Origin of the sequence: Anaerolinea thermophila (assembly GCF_020723905.1) — a bacterium.
Classification (GTDB): Bacteria; Chloroflexota; Anaerolineae; order Anaerolineales; family Anaerolineaceae; genus Anaerolinea; species Anaerolinea thermophila_A.
This window is the reverse complement of the sequence record NZ_DYHZ01000010.1, coordinates 24,975-40,849: the sequence shown is the minus strand read 5'-3', so window position 1 is coordinate 40,849 and position 15,875 is coordinate 24,975. Positions and strand designations below refer to the sequence as shown.

Annotated in this window: 17 protein-coding genes; 1 reads left to right on the top strand and 16 read right to left on the bottom strand. The window is 52.0% G+C overall.

What is annotated here, in order from left to right:
* Nucleotides 1–9: 9 nt before the first annotated feature.
* From LHF31_RS14125 to LHF31_RS14080, 10 genes are all read right to left on the bottom strand, one after another.
* Nucleotides 10–939: a complex I subunit 1 family protein gene (locus LHF31_RS14125; RefSeq protein ID WP_298008877.1), complete on the bottom strand. Its 930-nt coding sequence runs from the start codon at nucleotides 937–939 to the stop codon at nucleotides 10–12.
* Nucleotides 936–2,117 carry a nickel-dependent hydrogenase large subunit gene (locus LHF31_RS14120; protein WP_298008874.1) on the bottom strand — a complete coding sequence of 394 codons (1,182 nt, stop codon included), beginning with the start codon at nucleotides 2,115–2,117 and terminating at the stop codon, nucleotides 936–938. The genes LHF31_RS14125 and LHF31_RS14120 overlap by 4 nt, the downstream gene beginning before the upstream one ends.
* On the bottom strand, nucleotides 2,114–2,590 hold the full coding sequence (locus LHF31_RS14115) for an NADH-quinone oxidoreductase subunit C (RefSeq protein WP_298008870.1): 477 nt from the start codon (nucleotides 2,588–2,590) through the stop codon (nucleotides 2,114–2,116). Before LHF31_RS14115 ends, LHF31_RS14120 begins: the two co-directional genes overlap by 4 nt.
* Nucleotides 2,587–3,105 carry an NADH-quinone oxidoreductase subunit B family protein gene (locus LHF31_RS14110; RefSeq protein WP_298008868.1) on the bottom strand — a complete coding sequence of 173 codons (519 nt, stop codon included), beginning with the start codon at nucleotides 3,103–3,105 and terminating at the stop codon, nucleotides 2,587–2,589. The genes LHF31_RS14115 and LHF31_RS14110 overlap by 4 nt, the downstream gene beginning before the upstream one ends.
* A 19-nt stretch (nucleotides 3,106–3,124) precedes the next feature.
* Nucleotides 3,125–3,430 carry a hypothetical protein gene (locus LHF31_RS14105; RefSeq protein ID WP_298008865.1) on the bottom strand — a complete coding sequence of 102 codons (306 nt, stop codon included), beginning with the start codon at nucleotides 3,428–3,430 and terminating at the stop codon, nucleotides 3,125–3,127.
* Nucleotides 3,431–3,443: 13 nt separating this feature from the next.
* Complete coding sequence (locus tag LHF31_RS14100) at nucleotides 3,444–4,955, bottom strand: complex I subunit 5 family protein (RefSeq protein WP_298008862.1); 1,512 nt, start codon at nucleotides 4,953–4,955, stop codon at nucleotides 3,444–3,446.
* A gap of 3 nt (nucleotides 4,956–4,958) precedes the next feature.
* Entirely contained in the window at nucleotides 4,959–6,707 is a 1,749-nt protein-coding gene (locus LHF31_RS14095; RefSeq protein WP_298008860.1) for an NADH-quinone oxidoreductase subunit L, read from the bottom strand.
* Nucleotides 6,708–6,710: 3 nt separating this feature from the next.
* A complete protein-coding gene (locus LHF31_RS14090; RefSeq protein ID WP_298008858.1) occupies nucleotides 6,711–7,019 on the bottom strand; it encodes an NADH-quinone oxidoreductase subunit K in 309 nt (102 codons plus the stop codon).
* Nucleotides 7,019–7,522, bottom strand: coding sequence for a hydrogenase subunit MbhD domain-containing protein (locus LHF31_RS14085; protein WP_298008856.1), 504 nt, complete (start codon nucleotides 7,520–7,522; stop codon nucleotides 7,019–7,021). Before LHF31_RS14085 ends, LHF31_RS14090 begins: the two co-directional genes overlap by 1 nt.
* Nucleotides 7,523–7,701: 179 nt before the next feature.
* Nucleotides 7,702–7,995, bottom strand: coding sequence for a hypothetical protein (locus tag LHF31_RS14080; protein ID WP_298008853.1), 294 nt, complete (start codon nucleotides 7,993–7,995; stop codon nucleotides 7,702–7,704).
* A gap of 134 nt (nucleotides 7,996–8,129) precedes the next feature.
* Here LHF31_RS14080 and LHF31_RS14075 point away from each other — a divergent pair, with 134 nt between their 5' ends.
* Entirely contained in the window at nucleotides 8,130–10,010 is a 1,881-nt protein-coding gene (locus LHF31_RS14075; RefSeq protein ID WP_303774410.1) for a cellulase family glycosylhydrolase, read from the top strand.
* 60 nt (nucleotides 10,011–10,070) lie between these two features.
* Here LHF31_RS14075 and LHF31_RS14070 read toward each other — a convergent pair whose 3' ends face one another.
* The 6 genes from LHF31_RS14070 to LHF31_RS14045 all read right to left on the bottom strand — a co-directional run bounded on the left by LHF31_RS14070 (nucleotide 10,071) and on the right by LHF31_RS14045 (nucleotide 15,865).
* Nucleotides 10,071–10,781 carry a succinate dehydrogenase iron-sulfur subunit gene (locus tag LHF31_RS14070; RefSeq protein WP_298008394.1) on the bottom strand — a complete coding sequence of 237 codons (711 nt, stop codon included), beginning with the start codon at nucleotides 10,779–10,781 and terminating at the stop codon, nucleotides 10,071–10,073.
* A gap of 9 nt (nucleotides 10,782–10,790) precedes the next feature.
* Nucleotides 10,791–12,584, bottom strand: coding sequence for an FAD-dependent oxidoreductase (locus tag LHF31_RS14065; RefSeq protein ID WP_298008396.1), 1,794 nt, complete (start codon nucleotides 12,582–12,584; stop codon nucleotides 10,791–10,793).
* Between the two features lie 16 nt (nucleotides 12,585–12,600).
* Nucleotides 12,601–12,984: a succinate dehydrogenase, hydrophobic membrane anchor protein gene (locus LHF31_RS14060; protein ID WP_298008400.1), complete on the bottom strand. Its 384-nt coding sequence runs from the start codon at nucleotides 12,982–12,984 to the stop codon at nucleotides 12,601–12,603.
* 9 nt (nucleotides 12,985–12,993) lie between these two features.
* Entirely contained in the window at nucleotides 12,994–13,413 is a 420-nt protein-coding gene (gene sdhC / locus LHF31_RS14055; RefSeq protein WP_298008403.1) for a succinate dehydrogenase, cytochrome b556 subunit, read from the bottom strand.
* Nucleotides 13,414–13,517: 104 nt separating this feature from the next.
* Nucleotides 13,518–14,585 (bottom strand): hypothetical protein, encoded by a 1,068-nt coding sequence (locus tag LHF31_RS14050; RefSeq protein ID WP_303774406.1) that lies wholly within the window; start codon nucleotides 14,583–14,585, stop codon nucleotides 13,518–13,520.
* Between the two features lie 110 nt (nucleotides 14,586–14,695).
* Nucleotides 14,696–15,865 carry an NBR1-Ig-like domain-containing protein gene (locus LHF31_RS14045; RefSeq protein WP_298003966.1) on the bottom strand — a complete coding sequence of 390 codons (1,170 nt, stop codon included), beginning with the start codon at nucleotides 15,863–15,865 and terminating at the stop codon, nucleotides 14,696–14,698.
* Between the last annotated feature and the right edge of the window lie 10 nt (nucleotides 15,866–15,875).

The following is a 15,875-nucleotide window of genomic DNA, read 5'->3' as shown; positions in this document are numbered from 1 at the left end:
ACAGCCTCCTTAAACCAGATTTATAACAAATAAGATTAACAACTGTGCAATTGCCAGTAATGCGCCAATCCGCCACCATAACCCTACGGTTTGATCAATGCGGAGGCGGGCAAAAAGCGTTTGCAAAACAGCAAGGAACACCAGAAGCCCAAGCGTTTTTACCAGAAATTGCAATGGGTTTGCCAGCCCTCCCAGATAAAAGGTGGCTACCAGAGTGAGAGCAATCACCAGTTCCACATTCTTGCCCAGCCGAAACAAAGCATACCCTCGACCGCTATATTCCGTCAGCGCCCCAGCGACAATCTCGGTTTCGGCTTCCGGCGCATCAAAAGGAGGGAGTTCCAGTTTCCCCATCAACCCCACCAGCGCCACCAGGAAACCAATCGGCTGGGTCACCATGATCCACAGCGGTTGTTGCTGGGTGTAGAAGTTAATTTCAGAAATTCTCCACGAGCCAGCCACAATCGCAGGGCCTAACAACGCCAGCAAGAACGGGGCTTCGTAAGAGAATAACTGCGTGAGCGTTCGGGTTGCTCCAATGAGAGAGAACCGATTGGGCGTATTGGCTCCTGCCACACCCAAACCGATAGTCAGCATGGAGAGCAGGTAAAGAGCAACTATCAAATCCCCACGGAAACTGTATGCCGGCATGAACCCCGCCATTGGAAGATAAAGCGCCGAGGTCATGGCACAGGCAAGGGCAAGAACAGGTAGGAGATAAAACAGGGTGGGGTCACTTCCCTCAGGGACAATTTCTTCTTTGGCAAGCAGTTTCACCAGATCGGCAAGCGGCTGATACCAGCGTGGGCCCACCCGATTCTGCAATCGAGCCACCAGTTTCCGGTCCACCCACTCGTAGAACAACCCCCAGAGGAAGAGAAACAACCCACCCGGGAACAGGAACAGGGCAATCAAGGGAGGTACAGACCAGTTATTCATAGCACCTTTTTATAGTACTCGATTCCGTATTGGCGTAGATCTTCCCAACTCATCCATTGCTGGGAATCTTTTCTTTTGAGTTGAACCATGCGGTCGTTGCAGGAAAAACACGGGTCAATCCCTGCCAGAATCATGGGCATGTCTGCCAGTTTATGTCCTACAGCCACCTGCATGACCGAACCCCAGTTGCACAGACTGGGTGTGCGTACTTTCACCCGTTCAGGCTTTTCTCCACCGTTACTCTTGACAAAGTAAAACAACTCCCCACGAGGCGCTTCTACCCGGCTGATGGTCTCACCCGCAGGAATGCGGCGCGGCATGCGCGCGGTTAACTCTCCCTCAGGGAGATGATCCAAAATTTCACGGATGACCCGAATGGCTTCAAAGAGTTCATTAATGCGAACCACAAACCGCGCCAGCAAATCCCCGCGCTCATCGGTGATTAACCGAACCGGTACCGTTGAATAATAGGCGTAAGGTGCATCTACACGCACATCCCTGGGAACGCCGGAAGCCCGGGCAGTGGGTCCCACTGCTCCAAACAGGTCGGCTTGCTCCCGGGTCATCCTGCCCACACCTTCTGTGCGTGCCAGGAAGGTGCGATCGGTCGTCACCACATTGAGATAATGCTGGATGCGCTTTTCCAGTTGATCCATGCCTCGTAGAATCTGATCCCGCAGGGATTCATTCACGTCACACTTTACCCCGCCCAGCAGATTGACTGAGTAATTCACCCGGTTACCGGTGAAGGCTTCCAGCAAATCCATGACAATTTCCCGATCGCGCCACGAGTACATGAAGAGGGTATCAAATCCCCCTTCGTGCGCCGCCACACCAAGCCAGAGCATGTGACTGTGAATGCGTTCCATTTCTGCTACCAGCGAGCGGATTGCCTGAGCGCGCAGCGGTGCCTCGACCCCCGCAAGCCGCTCAACTCCCAGGGCAAATGCCGTAGCATGAACATGGGAGCAAATGCCACATATCCGCTCAAACAGGTACAAATCCTGGATATAGGAACGCTCTTCCGCCCCTTTCTCAATCCCGCGGTGCACATACCCAAGACGCACGGATGCATCCGTGACGATTTCGCCGTCCACAGTAAACTCAAAATGACCGGGTTCTTTCAATGCCGGATGCTGGGGGCCAATGGGTACAATGAATTTCCGTTCCGAGGTCATAACGACTCCTCCTGTACTTTTCCACTCTGGAAAGATTTTCGTAATGGGTACACCCCTTGGGGCCAGTCATCGGATAACAGAAGGCGGTCTGTGCTGGGGGTTCCTTTGAGGATGAAACCAAACATTTCCATCAATTCCCGTTCGTAAAGCGAAGCCGCCGGATACACCTGACAGACGCTTTCCAATTCTGGACGGGAATAGGGCACTTTCACCCGCACGGTCAACACCGCTCCATCCATCACCAGATGATAGAGGGCTTCCAGATGCCCTTCCTCTCCTTCCGAAGGGGGGTAATCCAGCCCGGTAATGGCAGAGAGATATCCCCAGTGGGCATCCTTGAGGGCTTGCAAAGCAGGGATTAAATTCTGCGGTGAAACAATTCCATCCAACCGTGAGGATTCCGGAGAGCGCATCTCTACGACAAAAGGTTCAATGATTTTTTGTGCCTGCTGAAGGGTTTCTTCGGCGGTCATTGTCTCTCCTCCTTTGCTGTTTTCTGAAGCATCTTTTTAACTTCGGGAGAAGGTTCGCGCCCCCTGAGTCCTTCCAGCAACTGTACCAGCCCATAAATGATGGCTTCAGGGCGCGGCGGGCAACCAGGAATAAACACATCCACCGGTAAAACCTCATCAATTCCTCCGGCAATGTTATATAGCCCGTGAAACACACCTCCCGAAAGCCCGCAAGACCCCACCGCAACAACAAATTTAGGCTCCGGCATTTGATGGTAAATGCGCAACAAGCGGTCTCTGGACTGACGAGTAACCGGACCGGTACAAATCAAAACATCAGCATGGCGAGGACTGCCTTCCAGTTTGACCCCAAACCGTTCCAGGTCATAACGCGGAGTGAGTGTAGCCACAATTTCAATATCACACCCGTTGCAAGAACCACTATTGTAATGGATTGCCCAGGGAGAATTGACCCGCGCCCATACCCGCACTTTTTCAAGAATTTCCTGCCACGGCGACCGCAAGGATTGTTCCATAATACATCCCTCCCATCCCTCATCCAAGTAATAACACCAGCAACGCTATCGCCAGACCGACTCCATAAATTACGGATGCGGTAGAGAACTCACTCAAACCCAGCACCAGCATCCCTAAATGCAACAGAGCAAAAAACAGAGCAACCAGGAAGAAAGGACGATAGCCGGGCGCTGCCAGGAAACTCGGCGCCTCTTCACCCGAAGCGTATAACTGGCTTTTTAATGGATCCCGGCGGTAAATGCCCGCCAGCTGGCGTCCAAACCAGACAATCAGCAAAACAACTCCAATATAAATCAAAAGCGCAACAGGTGGGGTTAAGATCATACCTCAATACCTCCTACCGAAATCCAAATGCCATCAACAAACTGGAAGCCGCTGAGGCGTTTAAGGGCACCATCCATCCCGGGAAAAATCCAATTGCCACAATGGCGAGGGTAAGGATGAGTAATGGCAGGGAGATTAAAACCGCAATAGGCTGTCCCGCCTGCACCACTTCAGATGGCTGATTGCGGTACATGCGATTAATCAGCGGAGCGTAATATCCCAGAGAGAGCACGCTGTTCAATCCCGCAAAAATGATCAGCCATAGCAACGGCGTACTGCGCACTTCAGCACCCGCCACAAAAATTTGCCATTTGGAGACAAAGCCTGCCAGCGGCGGCAAACCTCCCAGCGCCAGCAGGGCGATGCTGAGCGCAAATGCGGTCAGGGGGTACTTCTTGCTGGCGCCATCCAGATCGGAGACCATGAGCGGGGCATGACTGCCTTTTGTAATGTAGAGGGCATACAGAAAAGCCCCGACGGCTAAAAAGGCAAGCCCTTTCATGAGGGCATGGTTGAAGAGGTGATAAAAACCGCCTTCTGCGCCATCGGCAATTCCATAGGACATGGCTACACCAAAACCCAACAGCATGTATCCCACCTGTGCCACGCTGGAATACGCCAGCATACGTTTGACCTCCTCCTGCCGAAGCGCCATGAGGTTACCGATCAATATATTGATCGCGCCAAAGCCCAGAAGCAGCGCTCCCCATGCCGGAGAAGCCTGTGAAAGCGTCCCCAAAGCGCGTAATAATGCCACCAGACCACTTTCAATGACCACCCCGGAGAGCATTGCACTGATTCCGCTGGGAGCGCGGGAGTGAGCATCGGGCAGCCAGGTATGCAAAGGCGCCAGGGCAATCTTGACGCCAAACCCCACCACAAACAGCGCTCCCGCCGCCAGACCAAATAAACCGGAATCTGCCATCAGGGGTGGGATTTCCTGCAAATCGAGGGTCATGGTCCTGGCAAACACCAGCGAGATGCCATGAAGAATCATGATAGAGCCAACGGCAGACTGAACCAGATACTTGACTGTCGCCTCCAAAGCCCCTTTCTGGTGGTGGTAAAAGGCAACCAGCAAGTACGAGGTGATTGCCATGGCTTCAAACCAGACCCACAAATTGAACAAATCGCGAGTGCACCCCAGCCCGATCATCGTAGCGGAAAGGGCGGGTAAAAGCGCGTAGTACTTTTCCTCGTCTTCTTCTCCGCGAATGTAAGGAAAGGAAAAAATGGTCACCAGCGTTGAAAGAAGCCAGACGGTGACCGCAAGGAATAAACCAAGCCCGTCCATTTGAAGGACAATTCTGCCAATTTTCAAATCAACGGGACCCAGTTCCAGGACGTATCTGCCCAGAGTGTAAAGGGGTAAACCCATTCCCAGGTACACGATCAGGGTGAACCAGCGAGCCAACCACAGTCCTGTCCCCTGCCTCAACACACTCAATCTCCCGGTCAAATAAATGACAGGAGAAGCCGCAAAAGGGATTAGAAGGAGCAACAACAGAGCCCGTCCAGCATCCATGATTTACGCTCCCAATGCAAGAATGACCACCACAACCAGCAATGTCAAAGCAATTGCCAGAACATTCCAGTTCAAAACACCTGTATGCAGGTTTCTCAAATCCTCGGCTACCTGAATGGTGGTGCGCACAACAGCCTGGTTCAGCCATTCAAAGCCAAAAGACTGACGAGCCGTCTGTCCAATTCCAGCAAACACTTCCTGCCAAAGTCGCAAAGAGTCGCGGAAAACCCAGGTAAGCACACCCAGTGCCACAACACCCAGTGCAATCCAGGTAGCAGGAGCAAAGATGACTTCCTCAAGAATTTCAACCAGAGAGACTGCGTGGATATCGTGATACGGCAATGTCTTTTCCAGAAGATGAGAAAAACTTCCTGCCAGAAGCCATGAGAAAAGCGTACCAAAAGCCAGCGGCGCCAGAGCCGTTTTCATGGCAGGACCGGCATCATGCAGATGAGCAGGATGGTGAGGTTCGCCCCAGAAGACCATCCAGACACACCGGAAGGTGTAGAGTGCCGTTAACCCGGCTGTAAAGAGCATGACGCCAAACATCCAGGTGGCACCGCCTTGCAAGCCCGCCTCCAGGACCAGTTCTTTGCTCCAGAACCCGTTGAGCACTGGAATTCCCGCCAAAGCCAGAGCCCCAATGACAAAGACGGTGCGCACAAAGGGCATCTGCTTTCCCAGCCCTCCCATCTCACGCATATCCCGCGTTCCTGCCGAATGGATGACAGCCCCTGCCCCGAGGAACAACAGGGCTTTGAAAATGGCATGAGAAAAAAGATGAAACTGACTGGCAAACACTCCTCCGGCTCCCACCGCATAGACCATATAACCTAACTGGCTTACGGTTGAATACGCCAGCACCCGTTTCAGATCCGTAGCAACCAGCGCCATCAATCCAGCCAGTAAAGCAGAAAGCATGCCCACCACCATGACAGCCTCCTGCCAGCCGGGAACCCCGGCAAAGGCAGGGTAAAAACGCGCCAGCAGGTACACCCCTGCATTGACCATTGTGGCGGCATGAATGAGCGCGCTGACCGGCGTAGGCGCTTCCATTGCATCGGGTAACCAGGTCTGGAAGGGGAATTGCGCCGATTTCGCCGCCGCAGCAATCAGGAAGCCAAAAGCCATGATGCCCAACACATTGGACGGCAACAGTTCCGCCTTGTCTAAAAGCACATTGATCTCCACTGTGCCCAGATAACTGTACGAAAGGATCGCCCCAATCAATAACCCGATGCCGCCCAGTTGAGTCATCACCAGGGCTTTAATACCACCCGCTACGGCTTTGGGGTCATCGTTATAAAAGGAAATCAATGCGTAGGAGCAGAGCGCGGTCATTTCCCAGAAGGCAAACATGAGGAAGAGGTTACCCGTCAGCACCAGCCCTGACATGCTCCCGATGAAGAAAAGCACGAGCGCGTAATACCGTCCCAACTGGGCTTCATGACGCATGTAATCTACTGAGAAAATGACCGCCAGCGAGCCAATCACCGTGGCAATGGTCGCCAGGAAGACTCCCAAGCCATCGGGACGGAAGGAGAAGTTTCCAAACGCTCCACCAATCGAAAGGACGACCATCTCGTCTGGAGACCCCAGTGCTAACAAAGCCAGTCCTGCCACCCCGCCTGCCACTGAAAATCCCACTGCGAGACTGTGTTGAAGGCGCGGACGGTCATTGCCCACCAGCCAGACAAAAAGGGCACCAGCCCAGGGCAGGAAAATGGTGAGGAGAAGAATGCCTGCTGTCAACGCTCACCTCCGCAATGACATAAGTGCGTGAACATCCAGCGTGCCAAACTTGCGACGAATCTGCACTGCCAGAGCAAGCGCCACCACCGCCACAATGGTATCGGCGACAATCACCGTCAGCGCAATGCTTTGTCCCACGTCAATCTGGCTGGCAAGTTTTCCAGCCAGCACCAGCGCCAGAAAAGCCCCTTTGACGGCAATCTGCAGACCGACCACAATCTTGATGAGATTACGGCTGATCAGGATACAGTAAATCCCAATTCCCAGCAATGCAAGAACCACTACCAGAACGATATTGGGAAGGTAAAACATTATTCACGCTCCTCCCGAGACTTGTTTGGTTCGCCAATTAACCCCAGCACTGCCAGCGCACCCGCAAAAAAGAGCACCACCTGCATCAGGGTGTCCACCCGGCGATCATTCCACAACACGGAGCGGAACAACCCTGCCAGCACCCCGGTTTGCTCTAAAACGGCTCGCATGCGTTCGCTTTGCAGGGCAGGCATGATCATCCATACCAGCAAGCCCATAGAAAACACTACTGCAAACCACGCCAGAGGGCGAGGGACCAGAGATTGCCTGGTGAGAGACTCATCACCAGCAATGTTGATGGCAAAGACGAAGAGAACCGTAACCAAACCGGCGCCAACGCTGAGTTCTACTACGGCTACCTCTGCCGCTCCCACTCGATACATCATCCATGAGACCAGCGCGCTGGTCAACGCCAGCCAGAGAGCAGAAACCAGCAAGCGATTTTCCTGCATTGCTTTATAGGCACAGAACAGGATTCCTGCACCAATGAACAAATCTACCATGAGGCACGCCTCCGGGGAAAAATTACGCTTCTTCGCTTATACAGCAATCCAATGGGGATTGTCATGTGATAGGTTTCCACAAACAGAGGGTAATATATCACCAAATTACATATACATATCAAAATTAAGTAAAAAGGGCAGAGAAGCATTGCTCTGCCCCTTTTTACTATAGTAAAGTTCTAAATTCGTTCAAACCCTCTACGTACATGGAAATGAAGTCGTTCCGGTACGCTTCCCATATCGCAAAACAACGCTTCACAAGCCTCGGTTTTCTTTTCCTCAACGGCTTTCCTGAAGGCTTTTTCACTTCGCCAAAGAGTCACAATTTCCCACAGATTTGGCTGATCTTCACTCTGGAGCAGAAAAGTCTCCAGCACCTCCTCTGGTTTGGAGAGCAACAGTTTTTCATACTCGGTTTGTAAACGCCCCCAATTTTCACGACCAACCTGTCCCCTCAAAATCGTCGCGTACATACCATTCACCTCCTTTCCATGGAGGACTTCTTCTATAATTATTATAGCGATCTTTGATGGATTTTTCTCTGGTCATTTTGCAAAAACCAACCTGCTAAAAAGCCTATTTGCATGCAACAGAGGGAGTTGAAGTTATGGAAATCAGGACAGAGAAGAATCGTTTTGTGGATGCATATGGACGTACCCTCATGCTCCGCGGGGTCAATCTTGCAGGGAGCAGTAAAGTCCCTTATCCTCACGGCGCCACTTACGTAAAAGAAGGTTTCTTTGACCATCGCAACGTCTCGTTTATAGGACGTCCTTTTCCTTTAGAAGAAGCCCGCGAACACTTCCAGCGCCTCAAGACCTGGGGATTTACTTTTCTGCGTTTTCTCATCACCTGGGAAGCCGTAGAACACGCCGGACCGGGCATATACGACGAAGCCTATCTTGAATATCTTCACGAAGTCCTTCGGATTGCGGCTGAGTTCGATATCCAGGTTTTTATTGACCCGCATCAGGATGTGTGGTCACGGTTTACCGGTGGGGATGGCGCTCCCGGCTGGACTCTGGAAATGGTTGGCTTTGACCTCACCCGCCTGCACGAAACTGGCGCGGCTATTGTCCATGCCGTCCATGGAGATCCTTTCCCGCGCATGATCTGGCCCACCAATGCCCACAAACTGGCTGCAGCCACCATGTATGCCCTCTTTTTTGCGGGGAAGGATCTTGCCCCGCTTACGACCATCGAGGGAGAATCAGCCCAGGAATTTTTGCAACGCCATTACATTGCCGCCATACGTAAGGTGGCAAACACGCTCAAAGATTTGCCCAATGTTGTTGGCTTCGACACCATGAATGAACCTGCCAAAGGATACATCGGGGTCAAAGATTTAAATCACTGTTGTGGACGCCCTCGTCTGGGAGATTTTCCTACACCCCTTCAAGCCATGGTACTGGCTTCAGGCTTGCCTCAGGAAGTGCATATCTGGGATATTGACCTGCGCGGCAACCGTCCGGTAGGAAAACGCCTGCTGAATCCCCAGGGAGTACGCCTGTGGAAAGAAGGCTTTGAGGATATCTGGCGGCAGAACGGCGTCTGGGACATTGGCGCCGACGGAAAACCCCGAATTATTCGTCCTCACCATTTTTACGAAAAAGATGGGCACATTCTGGACTTCAATCAGGACTATTACCGTCCCTTTGCCAATCGCTTTGCACGAGAAATCCGGAAAGAAATGCCCGATGCCATCATTTTTATTGAAACCGAACCCTCCAGTCCTGCTCCGCGCTGGGAACCAGACGACGCTCAAAATATCGTCTATGCCCCACACTGGTATGACGGGTTTACCCTCATTTTGAAAGAATACAATCCCTGGATTTCAGTGGATTTCTTCAGCGGGAAGTTCGTATTTGGCAAGAAAGCCATCCAGCGGTCATTCCGTCAGCAACTTCATCGGTACGTAGAAGAAGCCCGCGAACGCCTGAACGGCTGTCCGGTTTTCATCGGTGAGGTGGGAATCCCCTTTGATCTCTCCAGGAAACGCGCTTACCGTACGGGAGATTACTCTGCCCAAATCCAGGCAATGGACCGCTCGTTAAGGGCACTGGAAGAGAACCTGCTTTCATATACTATCTGGAATTACAGTCCCGATAACGACCACGCCCATGGGGATCAATGGAATGACGAAGACCTTTCCATCTTCAGCCGCGATGACCAGAAGAATCCTGCCGATATCCATTCAGGCGGCAGAGCCCTGGAAGCCATCCTGCGCCCATACCCCATTGCCACCGCAGGCGAACCCATATCCCTCGCCTTTGACATCCGCACGAAAGTTCTGGAATTTATCTTTAAGCCCGATCCTTCCCTTGCCGCTCCCACTGAATTATACGTGCCGCAGTATCAATATCCCAGGGGATTTCTGGTAGAAGCCCCTCACGCAAGGATAGAAAGCATTCCCGAAGCGCAAAAAGTCAAGGTGTGGGTCACACAACCATTGGATACATTCCGCCTGCGAATATTGCCCATCCGTTGAAAGAAAAAAGGGCTGTCCGGAAAGAAGTACCGGGCAGCCCTTAAACCGTACTTCTGTCCGTTATTCAACTTTGCCGGTAATAATGGCTTTCTTCACTTCAGCAATCGCCTGGGTGATATGAATATCCCGTGGACAGGCTTCGGTGCAGTTGAATGCCGTACGACAGCGCCATACCCCGATTTGCTCATTGAGGATATTCAGGCGTTTTTCCGCTCCGCGATCACGGCTATCAAAGATGAAACGGTGGGCATTGACAATTGCCGCCGGTCCAACGTAGCGGTCATCCGCCCAGAAGGAAGGACAGGATGTAGTACACGCCGCACAGAGAATGCACTTTGTGGTTTCTTCAAAGCGCATTTGCTGTTCCGGGGTTTGCAGACGCTCTTTCCCGTCGGCAGGCAAAGGTTCATCGTTAATCAGATAAGGTAGAACCGAGCGATAATTCTCAAAGAACGGTCCCATATCTACAATCAGGTCCTTGATGACCCTCAACCCCAGAAGGGGTTCGACGGTGATGGTATCGGCGTTGAGGTTTTTCACCAGCACCTTACACGCCAGATAATTGCGTCCATTCACACGCATGGCATCTGAACCACATACGCCATGGGCGCAGGAACGGCGCAAAGCCAGCGAGGGATCAAAATCGGCTTTGACATATTCCAGTAAATCCAGGACCCGATCATTGGGATCCACATTCATAATGAAAGTATCATAGCGGGGTTTTTGATCCTTTTCCGGGTCGAAGCGGAAAACACGCAATTTGACCTGCATATGCTCCTCCTAGTAAGTCCGCTCCTTGGGCTGATACCTGGTAATCACGACAGGTTTGTAATCCAGTTTCACCGAATCACCCTCCAGCCAAGCCAGCGTGTGTTTCAGCCAGTTGACGTCATCACGTGCCGGGAAGTCATCCCTTGCGTGAGCGCCGCGGCTCTCGCGGCGTTCCAGCGCCGAACGGGTGGTCACCAGCGCCAGATCCAGCAAATTACCCAGTTCCCAGGTTTGCATCAATTCCATGTTAAACACTTTGCCCGAGTCTGCTACACGCACCTCCCGGAAACGGGCGCGCAGTTCCTGAATTTTCTCCATTGCCTGGGTAAGCCCTTCTTCGGTGCGGAATACGCCTACCAGATCGAACATCGTAGAGCGCAATTCCCGTCCAATCTGAGCAGCACGTTCTTTGCCGCTCCCTGTGCGCAGACGATCAATTTGTTCCCGAACGTAACCGGTGGGATCATCAGGCAGGGGGGTGAAGTCAGCGCCAAGCGCATACTCTGCCGCGCGCAAACCGGAATGTTTTCCAAACACAATCAAATCTACCAGCGAGTTTGTCCCCAGGCGATTTGCTCCATGGACGGAAACGCACGCCACCTCTCCGGCGGCATACAAGCCTGGCAGAACGGTATTTTGAGAGTCAATCACTACCTCGCCGAATTTATTGGTCGGGATACCTCCCATGGCGTAGTGAGCGGTAGGCTGAACCGGAATCGGTTCGCGGGTGGGGTCAATACCCAGATATGTGACACAGAAATCGGTGATATCCGGAATCTTACTGCGGATTTCTTCCGCGGTGACGCGGTAGGGAGTACCGTCCGGGCGGGTGCGACCGTCCAGTTCGGCGTATTTATTCACCGTTTCGGGAGTCACATCCAGATAGAAGAAACGCTGACCGTTGACATCATTGCCGGCACGGGTTTCCAGATACATGGCACGGCTGACCACATCACGCGATGCCAGATCCTTGATGCGGGGAGCGTACTTTTCCATGAAGCGTTCCCCTTTGCCGTTGAATAAAATCCCTCCTTCCCCACGCACAGCTTCGGTGATGAGGATTCCCAACTTATAGATGCCCGTGGGATGGAACTGGAAAAACTCCATATCTTCCAGAGGAATCCCGCGGCGGGCAACAATTGCCGCGCCATCGCCGGTATAAGCGTAGGCATTTGAGGTAATTTCCCACATGCGCCCATGCCCGCCTGTGGCAATGACCACGGCTTTTGCCTGAAACACGTGCAATTCCCCGGTCGCCAGTTCAACGGCAACCACCCCGGCTACCTTACCATCGCGAATCAAGACATCCATGGCTTGAAATTCGTCGTAGAACACAATCTGATTCTTGATGCATTGCTGATAGAGCGTTTGTAAAATCATGTGCCCGGTGCGGTCAGCGGCGTAGCAGGAACGGCGTACTGGTTTACCGGTCACATTATTGGTATGTCCCCCAAACGGGCGCTGAGCGATGCGCCCATCTGCCGTACGGGAAAAGGGCAAGCCCATATGTTCAAGGTCATAAACTGCCTGAACGGCTTCATTACACATGAATTCAATTGCATCCTGATCTCCCAGATAATCCGAGCCTTTGACGGTATCAAAGGTATGCCATTCAGGACGGTCTTCTTCCAGATTGCCCAGCGCGGCACCAATCCCACCCTGCGCCGCACCAGTATGGGAACGAACCGGATACAGTTTGCTGATCACTGCGGTTTTGGCGGTACGCGAAGCATACATCGCCGCCATCAATCCAGCACCACCACCACCAACGACGATCACATCGTACTGATGAAAGTTTTCCATAGGCTTTATTTTCTCCTCATCCTCCCAGGGGTTGGTTAATTGCCAGCAGAGCAATTGCCCCCATCATGGTAATGACGAACCATACCACCAGCAAAATAATGCTGACTACCTGAAACGTCTGCGGGTTGCGGATATAATCCCGGAGTACCTGCCGCACACCGTTCATGCCATGAGCAAAGGCAAATCCCAGCAGGAAAATATCGTAAATTTTCCACCCCAGGTTGGCAATCCGTTGAATGGCATAATCTGCGTTAATGTTGTGCACCCCCACCACCACATCCTGCAGAATCATGTGTCCCCATGCCAGCGGAATGAGGAGGAATGCGCTGTAACGCATCCATAACCAGGCAGTTTGCTCAAATGTCCGTTTAACTTTTACCGGTCGAGTTGTCGTCGTCATGGCATCCTCCTATCCCCCGAATAACCCATAATTGTGGTAAAGCAGTTTGTACAGCATGATGCCCGCAGAAGGCAACCACAATACCAGTGTCACAATGAGGGCGATGTAGGTGGAACGACGCGTCTTTTCAATCGTCCAGTTTTGAGGCGCAAACAGGTCCAGATAGGCTATGCGCAACCCGTTAACCCCGTGGAAGAAAAGGCAAAAAACCAGCGCTATCTCGCCCAAGCCAAAGAGGGTCGAACGATACACATTGAGGACTTCATCGTAGAGTTTGGGCGCAAAATAGACAAACGAGGTATCCACAATGTGAATTGCCAGAAAGAGAACCACCCCCAAACCCGTAATACGATGAAGCAGGAACGACCAATGACCTTCCCGACCCCGGTAACTGGCGTAGCCCTCCAGGGTGGTCTTCATGGATGACATAGGCACACCTCCACTCAAACAGGATGAATTTGGGCTAAATTCTTCACTTCTATTGTAGCAAGAAAAAAGAAAAGCGCCAGTTTGATTGTGGATGAAATTTCGGGTTAACCCGATAAGAGGATAGCGGGCGGAATCGCCGGTTGATAAGGGAGGGCAAAAAATCCGTAAAGGGGTATGGCACGTTCATTGCCGATCCGTTGAAAACAGCGCAGCCCTTCCTTACCCTGTCCAACGGAGACTTTGTGTGCTTCGATATACACATCATCCCGCCCCGGATGATTGGGATCGTACAGAAACAGGTGAATTTCTCCGGTTGTCGGACGGGTGTAATGCAGGGCTAAAACCTGATGATTCTGCCAGACCTGATGGGTATCCCGCCATTTGACATATTGAATTCCCAATGGAACAGGACTGAAGCGATTCAAACGTGTTCGGATTTTCTCAAATTCATCCAGTGTCCTTTTGAGCGTTCCTTTCTCACCCTCATCCGGCAATCCCATCCATTCAATAAAACGCCGAATCACGGCTCCCAACATACCAAAGGAATCTAACTGACGCTGATACAGGTATTGATGAAGGGGCGTTCCGGTAGGAGGCACTTGCGTCTGGGATGGAACGGGCAAATTCATCAAGAAAAAATCCAGCGCGGCAGAGGACATTCCTCCGCATAAGCCATACACGCTACTGCTCTGGGTTTCAGGGAAAAAAGGAATGCTGAAAGGAAGGAAAAAACCCGGGAATGAATTGATAAAACGAAATCCATGGATAGATGGGACAAAACGTTTTTCCTGAATTTCCTGAAGCGCATAAACATAATGTGGAGACTTTAAATCTGCGACCGCTTTGACTTCCCGTCCCTGAAATAAATACGTAAATAGCAGATAAGGTTGAAATGAATCATGCGGATCGGGTTCCAGAACTTCCCTCTCCACAGGTGTCCAGTCCCACGGGGGGTTGCGGGGCTCCACCCGCTGAACCCGATGAACATCACGAGCACGAGATGGATCGTAGCCTACCGTGAAAAAGCCCTGCGCGTCACTCATTCCAGGAGTAATCGTCAGGTCATCATCTTCTCCATCGGGAGCATCCCGATCATACAGGCGCACCTGAACCCCGGATGCAGCAATTCCATTGGCGTACGTCACTCGTGCGGAATAAAACGAGGAAGGCATTATTTTCCTCCAGCAATCGGGTTTTATCCATTATCGCACAAAATCAATCGGATTAAAACAAAATTCCCCCTTGCAGAAAATTTCGCCGCAAGGGGGAAAGAGATAAACCGCTATGGTGTTGGAGTCGGCGGCGTGGTCGGCGTTGGCGTTGGAGGCACATTCAAAATTCGCGGCATCAGCCAGAGAGCACGATCGCCATCAGCAGAGCCATTCGCCAGCACCGTCAGAATGAAACGAACGTCATTTCCTGCCAGTGCGTTCAAGTCCACATCTACGCTGGTGAAATTGCCATCATAACTTTCATTCCAGAATGCCAGCGTTTGAATCGCGCCATCGCCAATTTGATAATCCAGTTGGAAGCGCACATTACAATTACGTGCATTGTATTCGCAACCTATGATAGCCCGGAAACGGTCACCCGATTTGACCTTAATGACAGGGTATTTCCCCCGGATAACCCCATCGTTGATATTTTGCGGCGCGGTTAACAGGGCAGGTTCATTATCCACCTGACCGTTCTCCAGGCGGGGTTTATCCAGATAGATCACAAACCCTCTGGCATCGCCATCTTTGCCGCCGCAAGGCAAAAAGCCCGCACCACTGCTCCATTCGGCATTGCAGAAGTTGTAAACAAAGTTGTAGCCATCGCTGGTAGCAGGAGGAACGACTTTAATTTCCACATAAAAGGAAAACTGTCCATTCGCTCCTGTACCAAACACCATATTATTGGGATTGCGCAACTTGAAATTGCCGCGATACGTACCCGGTTGAGAAGGCGCGGTGAGCGGGATAGTAATATCTACGGTCTGTCCGGGTGCCACTGTGCCCGTTAAAGGTATCGCGGCAGACGCACCCATGGCATTCCCATCCACAAAGACGACAGCATAATCTTTCGTCCACGTACACGAGCCTGTATTCTTGATTCGCCAGGTCTTATTAAATTTCTGACCCGGTACCATTACCGTTCCATCGGGAATATTCACATCCCCAACAAACGCAGCGGCATCACATGGAACAGGAACAGGGGTAGCGGTAGGACTGGGCGTGGGGGTGTTCGTTGGAGCCGGGGTCGCCGTCGGAAGAACCTGTGTGGGCGGAGGCGTACCCTGCCCTCTGGTGGGCGTAACCGCAAGTTGTGTCATCATGGCTTCCAGGGTTTGCGCCGCCAGTGTGCTGGCAAGATTTTCCGGCACACTTGTCTGGGCAACTGGAAGATTGCACGCCGTAAACATTAAAACCAAAGCCAGTAGGACAGGCATTAACCAAAGTTTCTTTTTCATCCTGATTTCC